At 67.4% G+C, this 15923-nt stretch carries 15 protein-coding genes and 1 pseudogene; 5 read left to right on the top strand and 11 right to left on the bottom strand.

Going from position 1 to position 15923, the window contains the following annotated elements:
* Window positions 1–257: 257 nt before the first annotated feature.
* From IEY36_RS12825 to IEY36_RS12845, 5 genes are read left to right on the top strand one after another with little or no spacing between them, the layout of a single operon-like run.
* Window positions 258–1463: an MFS transporter gene (locus IEY36_RS12825; RefSeq protein ID WP_188967472.1), complete on the top strand. Its 1206-nt coding sequence runs from the start codon at window positions 258–260 to the stop codon at window positions 1461–1463.
* Entirely contained in the window at window positions 1460–2572 is a 1113-nt protein-coding gene (locus IEY36_RS12830; protein WP_188967473.1) for an FAD binding domain-containing protein, read from the top strand. The genes IEY36_RS12825 and IEY36_RS12830 overlap by 4 nt, the downstream gene beginning before the upstream one ends.
* Complete coding sequence (locus IEY36_RS12835) at window positions 2569–4650, top strand: FUSC family protein (protein ID WP_188967474.1); 2082 nt, start codon at window positions 2569–2571, stop codon at window positions 4648–4650. Before IEY36_RS12830 ends, IEY36_RS12835 begins: the two co-directional genes overlap by 4 nt.
* Before the next feature lie 5 nt (window positions 4651–4655).
* Window positions 4656–4871: a DUF1656 domain-containing protein gene (locus tag IEY36_RS12840; protein WP_188967768.1), complete on the top strand. Its 216-nt coding sequence runs from the start codon at window positions 4656–4658 to the stop codon at window positions 4869–4871.
* Window positions 4858–5811, top strand: a complete 954-nt coding sequence (locus IEY36_RS12845) for an efflux RND transporter periplasmic adaptor subunit (RefSeq protein WP_188967475.1) — start codon at window positions 4858–4860, stop codon at window positions 5809–5811. The genes IEY36_RS12840 and IEY36_RS12845 overlap by 14 nt, the downstream gene beginning before the upstream one ends.
* 131 nt (window positions 5812–5942) lie before the next feature.
* Here the strand turns inward: IEY36_RS12845 and terL are convergent, their stop codons facing one another.
* From terL to IEY36_RS12900, 11 genes and pseudogenes are all read right to left on the bottom strand, one after another.
* Complete coding sequence (terL, locus tag IEY36_RS12850; RefSeq protein WP_188967476.1) at window positions 5943–7421, bottom strand: phage terminase large subunit; 1479 nt, start codon at window positions 7419–7421, stop codon at window positions 5943–5945.
* Window positions 7405–7803 (bottom strand): DUF5681 domain-containing protein, encoded by a 399-nt coding sequence (locus tag IEY36_RS12855; RefSeq protein WP_188967477.1) that lies wholly within the window; start codon window positions 7801–7803, stop codon window positions 7405–7407. The genes terL and IEY36_RS12855 overlap by 17 nt, the downstream gene beginning before the upstream one ends.
* Window positions 7796–9190: a site-specific DNA-methyltransferase gene (locus tag IEY36_RS12860; protein ID WP_188967478.1), complete on the bottom strand. Its 1395-nt coding sequence runs from the start codon at window positions 9188–9190 to the stop codon at window positions 7796–7798. The genes IEY36_RS12855 and IEY36_RS12860 overlap by 8 nt, the downstream gene beginning before the upstream one ends.
* Window positions 9191–9288: 98 nt before the next feature.
* Window positions 9289–9846: a hypothetical protein gene (locus IEY36_RS12865; RefSeq protein ID WP_188967479.1), complete on the bottom strand. Its 558-nt coding sequence runs from the start codon at window positions 9844–9846 to the stop codon at window positions 9289–9291.
* A gap of 531 nt (window positions 9847–10377) precedes the next feature.
* Window positions 10378–10956 (bottom strand): annotated as a pseudogene (locus IEY36_RS12870) (recombinase family protein).
* 114 nt (window positions 10957–11070) lie between these two features.
* Entirely contained in the window at window positions 11071–11481 is a 411-nt protein-coding gene (locus IEY36_RS12875; RefSeq protein WP_188967480.1) for a hypothetical protein, read from the bottom strand.
* On the bottom strand, window positions 11478–12308 hold the full coding sequence (locus IEY36_RS12880) for an exodeoxyribonuclease III (protein ID WP_188967481.1): 831 nt from the start codon (window positions 12306–12308) through the stop codon (window positions 11478–11480). The genes IEY36_RS12875 and IEY36_RS12880 overlap by 4 nt, the downstream gene beginning before the upstream one ends.
* Complete coding sequence (locus IEY36_RS12885; RefSeq protein WP_188967482.1) at window positions 12308–12994, bottom strand: fumarylacetoacetate hydrolase family protein; 687 nt, start codon at window positions 12992–12994, stop codon at window positions 12308–12310. The genes IEY36_RS12880 and IEY36_RS12885 overlap by 1 nt, the downstream gene beginning before the upstream one ends.
* A gap of 361 nt (window positions 12995–13355) precedes the next feature.
* On the bottom strand, window positions 13356–14156 hold the full coding sequence (locus IEY36_RS12890; RefSeq protein ID WP_188967483.1) for a gamma-glutamyl-gamma-aminobutyrate hydrolase family protein: 801 nt from the start codon (window positions 14154–14156) through the stop codon (window positions 13356–13358).
* A 145-nt stretch (window positions 14157–14301) separates the two neighbouring features.
* Window positions 14302–14973 (bottom strand): LolA family protein, encoded by a 672-nt coding sequence (locus tag IEY36_RS12895; protein ID WP_188967484.1) that lies wholly within the window; start codon window positions 14971–14973, stop codon window positions 14302–14304.
* A gap of 164 nt (window positions 14974–15137) precedes the next feature.
* Window positions 15138–15734 (bottom strand): DUF4412 domain-containing protein, encoded by a 597-nt coding sequence (locus tag IEY36_RS12900; protein WP_188967485.1) that lies wholly within the window; start codon window positions 15732–15734, stop codon window positions 15138–15140.
* Window positions 15735–15923: the final 189 nt, after the last annotated feature.

Consider the following 15923-nt stretch of genomic DNA (forward strand, 5'->3'; position numbering starts at 1 on the left):
GATGCCTGGCTGCCGCGATTGAATCAGCGGGAAGCATCGTCGCATCATACTTAGGTGCTACTACCGGAACCGGACCGCTGTGGCGGGCCGCGACCTAAACCAAAGGATGATGGGATCACCTCATCCGTAGAATGGCCGCGCATGGCCAGACGGCCCTATCTCACATGGCGGCCCGCGTGACCGAACCATGTTCGAGTCCTTCGTCGGCTGCGTCGCCGGGAGCATCCCTGGCCGATGGCACGAGAAGGTCCAATGGAATGACAACGACAAGCCTTGCGAGCGCCGCGCCTGCCCAGCCCCGGGCCCTGACCCGCGCCACGACCTTTGCCATGGCGGCGGCGGCGGGCATCGCGGTCGCGAACATCTACTACAACCAGCCGATGCTCGGCATCATCGCGCGGGACTTCGGCGGTGCCGATGCTGTGTCGTTGATCCCGACAGCGACGTTGCTCGGCTATGCGCTGAGCCTCCTGCTGCTCCTGCCGCTCGGCGATGTGATGGACCAGCGTCGCCTAATCGTCGGTCAGTTCGTCATCCTCGCCGCGGCGCTTGCCCTGGCGGCGGCCGCGCCCAACGCGGTGGTCCTGGTCCTGGCGTCTTTTCTGGTCGGCGTCGCCTCGACCGTGGCGCAGCAGATCGTGCCCGTCGCGGCGCATCTCGCCACGCCCGAACGGCGCGGTGCCACGGTCGGCCTGGTGATGGGTGGCCTGCTGAGCGGGATCCTGCTCAGTCGCACGCTCGGCGGCTTCGTCGCCGCCCATGGCGGGTGGCGCGCGATGTTCTGGCTGGCCGTGCCCATGGCGCTTGGCGCGGCGCTGCTGATGGCGGCCATACTGCCGCGGCGCGCGCCATCAGCTACCATGCGCTACGGCAACGCGCTGCTGTCGCTCGGCGCGTTGTGGCGCGCGCATCCTGTGCTGCGCCAGGCGGCGGTGATGCAGGCGGCGTTATTCGCATCCTTCTCGGCGTTCTGGACCATCCTGGCGCTGCGCCTCGAACAACCGCCCTTCGAACTCGGTGCGGAGGTTGCCGGGCTGTTCGGCGTGATCGGCGCGGTGGGTATCGCGGCGGCACCGCTGGCCGGGCGTGTCGCGGACCGGCGCGGGCCGCGCCTGGTGATCGGCCTCGGCGCGGCGCTGGCCATCGTCGCCTGGCTGCTGTTCGGCCTCTGGCCGAGCCTGGTGGGCCTGATCGTCGGCGTCATCATCCTTGATTTCGGCGTGCAGGGGGCGCTTGTCTCGAACCAGCACGTCATCTTCGCCCTGCAGCCGGAAGCGCGCAGCCGCATCAACACCATCTTCATGACGGGCATGTTCCTGGGCGGCTCAGCCGGGGCCGCGGCGGCCATGGCGGCCTGGCATGCCGGTGGCTGGATCGCGGTCTGCGCCCTCGGCCTGCTTTGCGGTGCCTTGGCCCTGCTGCGAGAGATCACCGGCCGCGTCAGCGAAGGGCGCCGGTCATGAAGCCGCTCGACATCGCCATCGTGGGCGGCTCGCTGGGCGGGCTGTTCGTCGCCATCTTGCTGCGGCAGGACGGGCATCGCGTGCGGGTCTTCGAACGCTCGACGCATGGCCTCGAGGGTCGTGGCGCGGGTCTCGTCGCGCAGGCCGATGTCTTCGCCATGCTGCGCGCCATCGGCGGCGAGGCTGCGGCCGAGGTGGGCGTCGTCGCGCAGGAACGCATCTTCTTCGACCGCAGCGGCGCCATCGCGCATCGCCAGGCCACGCCGCAGATGCAGATGTCGTGGGACAACCTCTTTCGCGTCGTGCGGGGCGGGCTCGGCGATGACGCCTATTTGCAGGGTCGCACCGTCACAAACGCCGCCACCAGGGCCGATGCCGCGGTGCTGACATTCGACGATGGCAGCACCGAGGCTGCCGATATCATCATCGGCGCCGATGGGATCGGCTCCATCGTGCGGCGGGCCGTGGTGGGTGGCGCGGCAGCGAACCTCTACGCCGGCTACGTCGCCTGGCGCGGCCTCGTGCCTGAGAATACGCTGCCCGCCGAGGCCGCGATCCTGCTCGACCGCTTCGCCTTCTACATCGCGCCGCAGTCGCATGCGCTCGGATACTCGGTCACCGGTCCATATGGCGAGATGGCCCGCGGCGAACGACGCTACAACTGGGTGTGGTATCGCCGCGTGGCAGGCGATGCGCTGCCGGGGCTCCTTACCGACCGATCAGGCCACACGCATCCTTTCTCGCTCGCACCGGGCCAGACACCGGATGCGGTGGCCGCGCAACTGCGCTCCGATGCGGCGGCGCTGCTGCCGCCGGCTTTCGCAGCCGCGGTTGCCGCCGAACCGCACCCATTCGTGCAGGCCATTTTCGACTATGAGGCGCCGCGCATGGCGACGGGGCGGCTGGCGCTGCTCGGCGATGCCGCCTTTGTCGCGCGACCCCATACGGCGATGGGCGTCGCCAAGGCCGCGGCGGATGCCATGGCCTTGCGCGATGCCTTGCGGGGTGGGTCCGTCGATGCAGCGCTGAACGGCTATGAGCGAGCGCGCATGGCCGAGGGAGCCGCCATCGTCGCCTATGGACGACGGCTGGGCGCCGAACTCGGATGAGCAGCGTCTCGGTTCCCGTCACCGCAGGCCGCTGGGCCGACGGGCTACGCGCAGCGGTGTCGTCGAAAGCGCCGGCGTTGATGTTTGGGCTGCGCCTCTGGGCCTCGATCAGCCTCTCGCTGTACCTGGCCTTCTGGCTGGAACTCGACGGTCCTGCCCTGGCGGCCACCAGCGCGGCCTTCGTCTGCCAGCCACAGCTGGGTGCGTCACTGCGCAAGGGCTGGTTCCGCATGATCGGCACGGTGGCGGGTGCCGTGGTGGCGGTCGCCCTGACCGCGGCATTCCCGCAGGATCGCATCGTGTTCCTGACGCTGGTCGCGCTGTGGGGCGGCGCGTGCGCACTGGCCGCCACGCTGCTGCGCAACTTCGCCTCCTATGCTGCCGCGCTCGCGGGCTTCACGGCGGCCTTCATCGTCAGCGATCAGCTCGGCGCGACCGGCGGGCCGAACGGCGCCGCCTTCATCCTGGCCGTGAACCGTGTGTCGGAAGTCTGCCTCGGGATCGCCTGCGCCGGCGTTATCCAGGCGGTGACGGACCTTGGAACGGCGCGGCGCCGGCTGGCGGATCTGCTGGCGGTCCTGATCGCCGATCTCGCCCGCGGCATCGTGTGCACGCTGGCCGAGGCAGGACCGGCACAGCCGGACACGCAGGCGGCACGGCGCGACCTGCTGCGTCGCGTCATCGCGCTGGACCCGGCCGTGGATGAGACGATCGGTGAGTCGACGGATGTGCGGAACAAATCGCTTACGCTTCAGGCGGCCATCGCCGGCGGCTTCGCCGCTCTTGGTGCCTGGCGCGCCGTTGCGCTGCGGCTGAGGCTCTTGCCCGGCGCGGCGGCGCAGGCTCAGGCGGCAACCGTACTGGACGGACTCGCCCCAGCCCTGCGCGCCGCCGCCGGCACGGTACAGCCCGCGACCTGGCAGCGGGACGCCGCTCGGCTGCGCGCACAGGCGCTCGCCTCGGCGGATCGGCTGTTTGCGATACCCACGGCAGCCCCTTCCGAGAGGCTGCTCGCGAATCACGCCGCGCGGGCGCTGGCCGGCCTGGCCGAGGCGATCAACGGCCTCGCGCTGCTGGTCGATGCGCCCGTTGCATCGCCCGCCGGCCAGGGAGGCTGGCGGCTGCAAGTGCCGGATTGGGGCCCGGCCCTGGTGAATGCCGGGCGGTCCGTCGTCGCGATCATGGCGGTGCAACTGCTCTGGATCGTCACGGCCTGGCCAGGCGGCGGGGTCGCCATGGCCTGGGTGGCCATCGTGACGGCGCTCTTCGCACCGCGCGCGGACCAGGCCTATGCGGGCGCGTTTGGCTACCTGGTCGGCACGCTCGTGTCCCTCTCGGCGGCCGCGATTCTCGCCTTCGCGGTGTTGCCGCAGCTGAACGGCTTCCCGGCATTCACGCTCGCCCTGGCAGCCTACTTCATCCCGGCCGGCGTCCTGATGGCGATCGGCTGGCGGCCTCCGGTGGCGATCGGGATGGTCGGCACCATGGCAGCGTTCCTGATGCCGACTAACGCCATGGTCTATGACTCGCTGGCCTTCTACAACAACGCGCTCGCGCTGTTGATCGGCAATGGTGCCGCACTGGCCGCATTCCGCCTGATACCGCCGATCCCTGCCATGACGCGAGTGGAACGCCTGCTCCGGCTTTCCCTGCGCGATTTGCGCGGCCTGGCGCTGGCCCCGAGGCGGTGGAGCCTCGCCGACTGGGAGGCGCGGCTCTACAGCCGACTCGCTGCATTGCCAGACCAGGCCGAACCGCTGCAACGCGCGCGGCTGCTTGCCGCGCTTGATCTCGGGATCGAGATGCTTCGGCTGCGTCGGGTCGTCAGCGCCGCGTGGCATGCAGGCATCGCCACCCTGGCCGAGGCGGATGATCTGGCCGCGGTGTTCGAGGCGATCGCCGGCGGACGCAGCCTGGCGGCGGCGGATCGCCTCGACCGGCTTGATCGTCGTCTGGCGGCGCGGTCCCCGACCGGGACGCTTGCGGCGGACGCGGCCCAGTGGCGCGCGAGCATGCTCGCGGTTTCGGATCTCCTGCGCGCGCACGCCGCGTTCTTCGACGAGGGATCAGCCCGGTGAGGTTCATGGAGATCAACCTGTTCGGCGTCTATGTCGCGCCGATCGTGCCGATGATGCTCGCCGCCTGGTGCGTGACCATCGGGCTGCGCGGCGCAGCGAGCCGCATCGGCCTGCTGCGCAGGGTCTGGCACCCGGCGCTGTTCGTCCTTGCCATCTATGTTGTCACCCTGTCCGCGACGGTGCTGCTGGCCGCGCGAGGAGGCCTCGATGTCCGCTTCTGACGCCAATGGGCGGCACGATGCCGCTGAATCCGCCCGCAGCGTGCCGATAGGGCCGCCCGGTGACGGGACCAGCCGTGCGGGCACAGCCCGCAGGGTCGCGACGACCGCCCTGGCCGTGCTGCTGGCCGCCTTGGCCGCCTGGTTCGCCTGGCAGGCCTATATGGCGTCCCCCTGGACGAGGGACGGCGTGGTCCGGGCCTATGTCGTCACGATTGCGCCGGAGGTCGCCGGGCGCATCGTCGCCCTGCCGATCGCCGACAACCAGTTTGTCCGCCGGGGCGAGCTGCTCCTGCGCATCGACCCGACCAACTACCGGATTGCCGTGAGCCTTGCCGAAGCCGCCTTGCTGCAGGCGCAAGCCAATGCGGACAACGCCGTGCATGAATCGCAGCGGCGCCAACGCCTGACCGACATTGCCGTCTCGGCCGAGGAGCAGCAGACCTTCGCGACCCGCGCCGCGATGGCCCGCGCCCAGGTGCAGCAGGCGCAGGCCAATCTGGATCAGGCCCGCGCCAATCTAGAACGCACGGAGATCCGCGCACCCGTTGATGGCTGGGTGACCAATCTGTCCGCGCGCCTGGGCGACTATGCGACGGTCGGTGCGTTGCGGATCTCCCTGGTCGATGCCGCATCCTTCTGGGTCGATGGCTATTTCGAGGAGACGGCCCTTGCGTCCGTCCGGGAAGGCGATGCGGCAACGATCAAGCTGATGAGTCATGGCGAGGTGCTGCGCGGCCATGTGGACAGCATCGCGCGCGGCATCGCGGTGGCGAATGCGCAGCCGACGCAGCAGGGGCTGGCCACGGTCAATCCGATCTTCACCTGGGTCCGCCTGGCGCAGCGCATCCCGGTGCGCATTCACATCGACCAGGTGCCGGAAGCGACACGACTGGCGGCAGGGATGACGGCCACCGTCCAACTGACGCCGCGGCACCCGTAGCCAGACAGAGAGTGGCGCCCAGGGCGGAACTGCCGGACGTTCTCCATAACGTTCAGCTCGGGGCATTTCAGCGGCAGCAAGGGAGTGACTGATCGCGTCCGTGATCGAGCTGTCCCATCCGATGTCGGCGCCTACCGTGGTTCCGGCCAAGGCTGATTTGGAATGAAAATTGGACCAAGAATGGGAACCGTGGGCGGGCGCTCCTCCGCCCAGATCAGGAATTGAGAGGTGCTGTCGACCTGATCGTCATGGCGGCCACCCGGGAAACTCAGCAATTCCCGTCGATACTCCGGCAACCAGTGTGCGTCCGGCGGGGATAACACGCGCCCTGCCTCAAACACCGCCGATGCGCGCTGCACGCGGGCAGGCTTGTCCAGCTTAGGCTTGATCGCGATGACCGCGCACTTTTCCCCTAACCGAAGCGCCTGAGCGAGGGCTGACCCTGAACTGGCATCTTCGATCAGAATCCGATGGGCGGAGAAGCGCTGTGCCAATTCCTTGGCCCGGTGCAGTAGATCCGGGAACTCCATGCGCTCACGCAGGACGTGAAGAAGGTAGTATTTGCGGCCGCGGATGCCCCAGGTCGTGCAGACCGACCAGTCGTTCCTTCCGCCCACCTTGCTTGCCACGTCCCAGCTCTGCACAATTTGCTCGAACTCTTCGGGAGCTGACATCGCCCCATCGGGACAGGTCAGAAGCCATTCCGCTCGGATCAGCGTACCGCCGGCAGGGATCGGATCCTGCTGATACTGTGCCTCAAACAAATAGCTGCCGAGGTGCCGGCGTGCTTCGTCAAGCTGCTCAGCTGCAGCCCGCCCCGGCTCCAGGATGTCTCCAGTGCGACGCCGCCACGTTCGCTTCGCGTCGAGGGGAACGTCTTCATCCTCGGTCGCGATTGCTTGGAGACGAAGGTGGTGCCAACCGCCCTTCTCCAGCAGATGCCCTGACAGATCGTCTTCATGCACGCGCTGCATGATGACAGCGATTGCTCCGGATGCAGGATCATCCAGCCGCGAGACCACCGTGCTATCGAACCATTCATTCACCTTGCGCCGTTCGGCCTCGGAGGCAGCATCCATTGGCTTGATCGGATCGTCGATGATGATCACGTCACCGCCGCGCCCTGTGAGCGTGCCGCCGACCGATGTGGCGTATCGAAAGCCGGCCGCGGTGGTTGCGACTTCGGCCTCCGTGTTCTTGCGCGCGTCGATCTGCATGGCCGGGAAAAGCGCGCGATACCATGATGTCTCGATGACCCGTCTGAAGTCGCGCGCTAACCTGCGCGAGAGGTCGTCCGAATACGAAGCGACAATGATTCTGGTCGACGGGCTACGCCCGAGAATCCAGGCTGGGTAGGCGACGGATGCGATAAGGGACTTCAGCGACCTCGGCGGCAGGTTGACGATCAGCCGCCGGAGTTCACCATCGCGCATCCGCAGCATTTGATGGCCGATTGCGTCGATGTGCCGGCCCGGCACGAACCGGTCTCCAACGTTGACGGTCGAGAACACTTTCCGGACGAAACTCGGGAAGTGCTGCCGGAGGATGGCGTTAAGAATCGCCGCATGCTGCGACGCACTTCCGGGTTCGGAACTAGCCTTCCTGGGCATCGTCCTCTCGCTGCGTCGCGAGGAATGCCGCGATGATCTTCTGATCATCCGCTTCGACTGACTGCTCACCGGCCGACGCCTGTGCGGCCGTCGGTTCGGCCCGCTGCATGAATGTCATCAGCAGGTTGGTCGTGCGTGGCTCGCCCTGCAGCGCCTTGTTGACCATGCTCGCGATCAATGCGTCGCGCTTGCGCACGCGGCGAACTTTACCGCCTTCGCGAACGGCAACCGACTTATCGAGCTCTTCCTTCAGCAGGACCATGAGGTTCCGGCTGCCGCGGCGTCGGCCGGCTGGATTGCCTGACTGACCCTTCCGAAAGCGGCTATGGGCGGGCGGCTTGCCATACCCGACGGCATAGTCATCCTCGCGGTCGTCAGTCATGGCCTTCACCTAATGGTGCCTTGCCTGCCTGGTCGAGTCGAGCAGTCGCCACCTCGGCGAAGGTTCGGCCATCCCCGGCAAACACAGCGCTGTCCCCAGTCAGGTCTTGCCAGCGGCGGACGGCGAGGTCGACATAGGCCGGATGGATCTCGATCGCGAAGCTGCGGCGGCCGGTTCGTTCGGCAGCCAGGATTGTGGTGCCGCTGCCCGCGAAGGGGTCGAGCACGATGCCACGGCGATTGGAGCAATCAAGGATTGCGTCCGCGACCATCGCGACCGGCTTCACGGTGGGATGCATCGCCAGTTGCTGGTCGCGGCCTGGCCGCATGGAGTTCATGCCTGGATAGCGCCAGATATTGGTGCGATGTCGGCCGCTGACACCGAGCTGAACGTTGTTGATGGTGCGCCCCGGCCCGTTCTGGAATATCCAAACGAACTCATGCTGGGACCGATACAGCGATCCCATGCCCGCGTTGTCCTTGGCCCACACGCAGACATTCCGTGTCAGGTATCGCCCGCGAGCCGCGTCCAGAAGCTCGCGCGAGTGCCGCCAATCCATGCAAATGAAGTGCGTGGATGCGCGCTCGCTATGGCGACTGAATAATTCGAACGCTTGATCCAAGAACTTCGTGAACTCTGGCGGCGTCATTTCTCCACTCGCCATCGCGAATTCGCGATGCTGGGCCTTGCCGAGGCCGCTCACATGCCCCGCGATCGGGACGTTATATGGTGGATCCGTGAAGACCATCTGTGCGGTCTCACCCTCGAACAGCAGCCTGTAGGACGCCCCTTCGAGAGCGCTGCCGCAGAAGAGGCGGTGCTTTTCGCCCAACCGCCACAGGTCGCCTGGCGTCGACACCGCCGGTCCTGCTTCTGGTTCAGGTATTGGTGGCTCAACATCTTCGCCCGGCTCGGCGTCGAGGATCAGAAGGTCGGTCTCGGCCATGCCAAAACCGGTCAGCTCGATCTCGAACCCAAGGTCGACCAGTTCAGACAACTCGACCGCTGGGGCCGTCCGATCCCAGCCGGCTAACTCCGCCAGGCGATTATCGGCGACGACGTAGGCGCGCCGCTGTGCCGGAGTGAGGCCGTTGATCTGCAGCGTCGGCACCTGGGCCATGCCGAGTCGTCGGGCGGCCTCTAGCCGCCCATGGCCGGCGAGAACATTGGCGGCCTCATCCACGAGAATGGGGCTGGTGAAGCCGAATGCCTTGATGGCGGATATCAGCCGCTGGAGTTGTCCTTCCGGGTGAGTGCGAGCGTTGCGCGGCGCGGGCGTCAGCGTCTCGATAGGCCGCCAGTACACCGCAGCGGCAAGGACCTGCGGGATTTGCGGTGGCGTTGTCGGCTCAGCGGTCTGCGGACGGCGGGCCCTGGGCTTGGGCATGGAAGCGTGTGTCTCCTGCGAACGATCGGAGGAGAATGGCGGTGTGACGCAGGCAAGTCCGCGTCATATCCTGCCCGGTAAGTGAAGTGGTCGCCGGCTCAGTCTTCCTCCGAGGGTGGGAACGGGTCGGGTTCACCACGCAGAATGGCGTTCAACCGAGCCTTTGCCCGACGCGCACTCTCTGTCAGCGCGGCCTCCTCCTCGTCGCGCATGCGCTTTCGGGTCTGCACAATCTCAAAGGGGGTCATGCCAAAGCCGCCCGCAAACTCCTCAAGGCGGCGGCGAACGGTTGGCTCCGTGCTGTTGACATCGTCCGCGGTTCTTTTGATCGCAGCAGTCGGCGTCGCGCCGCCCAGAACGTGATCTTCGAATTGCGCGAACCACGCCCCTCCTTCCCTTCGATTGCGCCAATCCGTTATCGGATTCTGATTCTTGCGCCTTGCTTTGAAACCCAGCGCGTTGCCGACCTCCTCAGCGAGCCGATCGGCCGGCACCCCATTGTCTTGCCAATCTCGAAGCTGCGCCGCGAAGGCGTCGAGGTGCACGATGACCCACGGAGGCAGTGGCAATCCAAACCCGCCACCGGTGTCGCGACACAGCCGCCAGGCAGCCCAAACGGCCATCGGATTGCCAGTCTGTCGGTGCTCGGCTTCCATTTCTGCGAGCAGCGCCTCGCGGGCCTGCCAGTTCGTCGGCCGCGACGTGGGGCCTGCGGACCCGCTCGGATCCTCTGGGCGTGGCTCGCTGTTGATACCATTGCCTGACGTCACCCTGGGACACCGTCGCACAGTGTTGCAGCAGCGGTCGCCGACCCATCGCGCATCGGTGGTTCACTGATCAATGATTCACAGCATTGAACGAGGGGCGGATTTGGTGGCCTGAAACGTTGCCCAATACCTCCCTGTTCCATCCGACATATTCCCTGCAAGGGTGAGACAAATTCCCTGCTTCGCGGTTAGGGAATTCGCAGCGTACGCTAGCTATTCTGTGGCCTTGCGCGGTGCATTGCGAGCATCCGGGCCTGAATTGCGTTGGATTTCCGTGTTTTTTCCCGGCGGAACAGGGAATTCAGCCATGTGGGCGGCCGAGACGGGTTCGCCCGAGACTGCGTCCACAGCCATGCAGTCGCGGTGCCGCAGACGATTTCCGGGGCGGCGGGACCATCGGCTCACCAGTGGCGTCGGCGATCAACCCAGCCAATAGGCTCGGATGACTGGCATTGCCGCCCAGGCGGTGATCTTGTCGCGGATGCGCTCGCCGGTGACCTCCCTCTCGAACTGCGCGAAGGACAGCAGCATGTTCCGCGTCAGCCGGCCCATGCTGGTCATGGTGTTGAACTGCTAGGTGATCGAGACGAAGGAGGCGCCGTGGCCATCGAGCACTTCGACGATCTTGGCGAAATCGGCGAGCGACCGGGTCAGTCGGTCGAACTTGTAGACGACGACCAGATCGACCCGCCCTGCGGCGACATCGGCGAGCAGGCGCTGCAGCGCCGGGCGGTTCATGCTGCTGCCCGAGAGACCGCCATCGTCGTAGCGCGTGGGGAGCAGCGACCAGCCCTCGTGGCGCTGGCTGCGGATATAGGCCTCGCAGGCCTTCCACTGGGCATCGAGAGAGTTGAATTCCTGCTCCAGCCCTTTCTCAGAGGACTTTCGGGCGTAGATGGCGCAGCGCAGGCTGGTCCTGGTTGCAGGCTGACCTGAGCCCCGACGGCTACGCATCGCGCGCATCCTCAGCCTGCTGATCCACCGACAGCGCCCTTGCATGCCTGTCGGCCTCCGCTCCGACAGACAGCTTGAATCAAATCCCTCCCGCGTCGCGGAAGACCCAAGATCCAGCCAGATCGAAATCCGCTCTAAGCGGCGTGAACGCAGTGTCCGCTACGGCTGGCGCCGGCGCGTCGTGGTCGTCCGATGCGTCGGCGTCGTCGTCCGCCGCGGGGGTGTCCGCGTCGGCGCCCGCCGGACCACCGGTCTGGGCGGCGGCGGCGGGCGACGGATCACGTAACGCTGCTGCGCCGGAGACATGATCAGCCAGCGCGCCTGCAGCTCCGCGTCATCATCTGGCACGTCCTCGCCCATGCGGCCGAGCGCGGCGCGGGCGCGGCGCTTGTGTTCCTCGGTCAGATCAGCCCAGGGGATCGGCCCGGGGGAATAGACATCCTCCGGATCAGGGTCGCCGGTCAGCTCCGGCACGGCCGGTGCTACCGGCGCGGGCGCCGGGGTCGCACAGGCGGACAGGCCGGTGAGCAGCGCCAGCAATCCCGCGCGCCGTCCGAAGTGTCGGGTCATGGGGCCAACTCCACCATCACCGGGACATGGTCCGAGGCCTTGGCCCAACCCCGCGCATCCTTGAAGACGACATGGCGCGACAGCGCGCCGGCAAGGTCCGGGCTGACCCAGACATGGTCAAGCCGTCGACCGCGATCGGAGGCGCGCCAATCGGCCGCGCGATAGGACCACCACGTGTAAAGCTTCTGGTCGGCCGGCACGAAGTGGCGCAGCGCGTCGTGCCAGCCGCCGGCGCGCTGCCAGGCGCCCAGCGCCTCGACCTCGACCGGCGTATGCGAGACGACGTCGAGCAATTGCTTGTGCGACCACACATCATGTTCGAGCGGCGCGATGTTGAGGTCGCCCACCATCACCGCCCGCTGCGCCGGCCGCGCGCTGGACCAGGCGGTGGCTTCCGCTACGAAATCCAGCTTGTGGCCGAATTTCAGGTTCTTCTCGCGGTCGGGAATGTCGCCGCCGGCGGGGATGTAGAAATTGTGCAGCTCGATCGGCCCACCCGGCGCGTCGATGCTGGCGCCGAGGTGGCGGCAATCACCCTTGCCGCACCAGTCGGGGTCCTCGCCGCGCAACAGGATCGGCCGCTTCGACAGGATGGCGACGCCGTTATACCCCTTCATCCCGCGCACCAGCCGGTGCGTGAAGCCGAGCGCCTCGACCCCCTCATGCGGGAAGAACTCGTCGGGGCATTTGGTTTCCTGCAGGCACAGCACGTCGGGGTCGAGCGCGGCCACGAGGTCGCTCAACAGCGGCAGCCGGAGCCGCACGCTGTTGATGTTCCAGGTGGCGATGCGCAGGGTGCCGCGCCCGGCGGCGGCCTTGGCCGGCATCAGACGATCTTCGTCTTCACCTCGCCGACGCCTTCCACGAAGCCGGACAGCACGTCGCCTTTCACCACCGCCGCCACACCTTCCGGCGTGCCGGTCATGATCAGGTCGCCCGGGGCGAGCTCGACCAGTTCGGACAGGTTGGCGATCACTTCCGGCACCGACCAGATCAGCTTGGACAGGTCGGAGGTCTGGGTGACCTTGCCGTTCACCGTGAGTTCGATCTTGCCCTTGGAGGGGTCGATCCCGGCGGCCGGCACCAGCGCGCCCATCGGCGCCGATCGGTCGAAGCCCTTGCCCATGTCCCAGGGGCGGCCGGTCTTCTTGGCCTCGTTCTGGATGTCGCGGCGCGTCATGTCGAGCCCGCAGCAATAGCCCCACACATGCTTCAGCGCGTCGGCGACCGCGATGTTCTTCCCACCCACGCCGATGGCGACGACCAGTTCCATCTCGTGATGCAGCGACTTGGTCACGGAGGGGTAGGGCATGTCGGCATCGTTGATGACGACGGCGTCGGCCGGCTTGGTGAAATAGAAGGGCGGCTCGCGCGTCGGGTCGGAGCCCATCTCGATGGCGTGCTCGGCATAATTGCGCCCGACGCAGAAAATGCGCCGCACCGGGAACATGGCATCGCTGCCCTTCACGGGGATGGCGGCGACCGGCGGCGGGGGCAGGACGTAGGACACCATGCGGGCAAGGCTCCGATCGAGGATGGGATGGCCCACCTATACAGGCCGATGCGCTGGGCCGGAAGCCGGACCGGCGGCCTCGCTGCAACTTAACATGTCACATGAAGTTGCCGGCCGAAGGACAAGTATACGGTCGACAAAACCGAGGGCAGCGGGCAAAAAGAAGCGCCCGGTCAGGGGGGTGACCGGGCGCCATATTTTATTCCGATCGGAATGGTCGGGCGAGCCGGCAGGGGACACCGGTACTCGACCACCGGCATTTTGCGTGCCGGTTTGTGCACATTAGACCCCTGTGGCCTTGGAAGCAAAAGGCAATTGGACGAAAGCCGGTGACCGCCGTCACGCGGCTTCCGCGCCACTTCTATTCGGCGGCCTGCGCGAGCCCCGTATGGCCGAGCCGCGCGGCGCGGTGGGCGGCGCAGGCCTGCCCGAAGGCGAGGAAGATCGCACGGCTGTCGGCGTCATGCTCCCAATCGTATTCCGGATGCCATTGCACGCCGATGGCGAAGGCCGTCGCACCCTCGACCCGCACCGCCTCCACCGTGCCATCCGGCGCCCAGGCCTCGGCCACCAGGCGCGGCGCCAGGCGCTGCACGCCCTGGTTGTGCAGCGAATTCACCGCGAGCCGGCCGGCCTGCCGCGCGGGCGGCGTGAGCACCCGCGCCAGCGCGCCCTCCGTCTCGATCCGCACGCCATGCGCCTTGCCGGTCCGCACGCGCGGGATCGGCTGGTCGGACGGGGTGGAATGGTCCATCCGCCCGGGCAGATCCTGGATGCGCTGGTCGAGGCTGCCGCCCAGCGCCACATTCAATTCCTGCATGCCGCGGCAGATAGCCAGCAGCGGCACGCCGTTCTCGATGGCGGCGCGGATCAGCGGCAGGGTCGTGGCGTCGCGGCAATGGTCTTCCGGCGTGCCGTCGGCATGGGCCGGGCCGTCATAATGGCCGGGCCACACATTCGACCGGCTGCCGGTCAGGATCAGCCCATCGAGGTGCGGCAGCAATTCCTCCGACAGGTCCTCGCCGGCGGCGGGCAGCAGCACGGGCGTGCCATGCGCCGGCCCGCGCACGACGCGCACATAGCTGTCGGAGGCGGCATGATTCGGCGTACCGAAAATGCCGAACGGTTTCTGGCAACAGGAGATGCCGATCAACGGTCTCATGGAATAACAGACTCACCCGATGCGGTGTCAGGATCAAGGCATTCCGTGGAGTTTTCGTGAAAGCCGGCCCAGCTTTGCATGCGAGCCATGCAGCCAGCCCGGGTTCCTGCGCAGCGCACGGTCATTCCGGCGCCGCGCGGCTGGTTCAATTGCCGCCACCCTGCGGGGCGCCCATGCCGCCGGGTTCGAAAAAGCGCGGGTCGTTGAACTGGAACAGGCTCGACGGGAAGCGCTGCCCGGTCTCGATGCGGAACAGGCTCACGCGGGTCTCGCGCCGCTGCGCGTCGAACACCGCCCATTGGCGCAGCTCCATCGGTTCGGGGTTGAACACCAGGGTCAGCCGGCCTTCGCCAGGCTCGCTCGTGCGGTACACGGTCACGCGCAGGAAGCCGCCCGAGCGTTCGACGGCGGTGACGGTCACATCGCCCGAGAGCTGAACCCGTTCGCGCAGGATAATGCCGAGCGGCGTCTGGCTGATCAGCAGCGTCGTCGGCGCGCGCAATTCGCGATCATACATAAGGAACTGGCCGGCATAGGCGACCAGCAGCAGCGGCTCCGGCGGGTCGTATTCGAAGCGCATGCGGCCCGGCCGCCAGATCCAGGCGGTGCCCTCGGCCGCAGCGCCGCTCTGCGCGATCTGCAGGAAGCGCGCGCGCAGCGTGGTGAGGTTGTTCAGATAAGTCTCGACCCGTGCGAGATCGGCGCGGTCCCGGTCGGTCAGCGCGGCGGCGCCCGGCGCGGGGGGCGCCGCGGCGCGCTGGGCCAACGCCGGCGTGGCGAGCAGAGCGGGGGTGAGCAGCAGGAGACGGCGGTTCATGGGCAAAGGATGTGGCGCGTCATGGCGGCCGTTGGAAGCCCCTCGGGGGTTGTACGGAAGGTTCGGCACCGGCCCGAACCCCCACGACAGTATCCTGGAATCGGTGGCCGGGTGGGCGTGCCGTCCGTGGAAACGCGCCGGGCGGCGCGTCTCCAGACGGACTCTCAGCGCGGTGTCGCGCCGCGCGGGGCAGCCATGCCCGGTACGCCCTGCGGCACCTGCATGGTCTGGTAGCCCTGCGGACGGCGGAACTGCGCCGGGTCCTGCGTGCCATAGGCGACGCGCACGGCCTCCATGCGGCCCTGCTGCCCCTGTGAGGCCCCCTGGGCTCGCAGCATCACGCCATCGGCGGTGATGCAGGCCTCGCCGGTCTGGTCACGGCCCTGGTAGCGCCACACGGTGCAGTCGGTGCCGGCGATCTTCTCGGTGGCGCCACGGGTGAAATTGGCGTCCTGCATGGCCTGCTGCACGCCGGCGGCCTGCTGCATCGGCACATCCATTATGGTGCGCATCGCCTCCATCACCATGAAGCCGCGCTGGTTCTGATGGTCGGCAACCATGTAGCCGACGCCGCCGGGCATGTTCATGCGCATCAGCCGCTGCGCCGCGGACCACTGCATGGTCAGCTCGGCACCCTGGCCCTGGCCGGAGACCCGATAGGTCACGGCAACGTCGCGCGTCGGATAGATCTGCGGGCGGTCCTGCGCCTGGGCGGCGAGGGGAAGGGCGATGATTAGGGCGGCGGCGATCGCGTGACGCATGGCGTGGTCTCCTAACAACGGGGCACCGTCCATTCCGGATGACGGCGCAAAGAACATTTTGCCCCCACGAACGTGGCAAAGGAATGAAGCGCTTCACGGCTGGCTGCGCCGCGCCCGTCCTGGCGCGCCGCATCACTGTGTCGCCGGTCGGCGCCGAGACCCCGGAAGCCTTTGTCCGCCGCGGCCTGG

Source organism: Neoroseomonas lacus, from assembly GCF_014644535.1.
Classification (GTDB): Bacteria; Pseudomonadota; Alphaproteobacteria; order Acetobacterales; family Acetobacteraceae; genus Neoroseomonas; species Neoroseomonas lacus.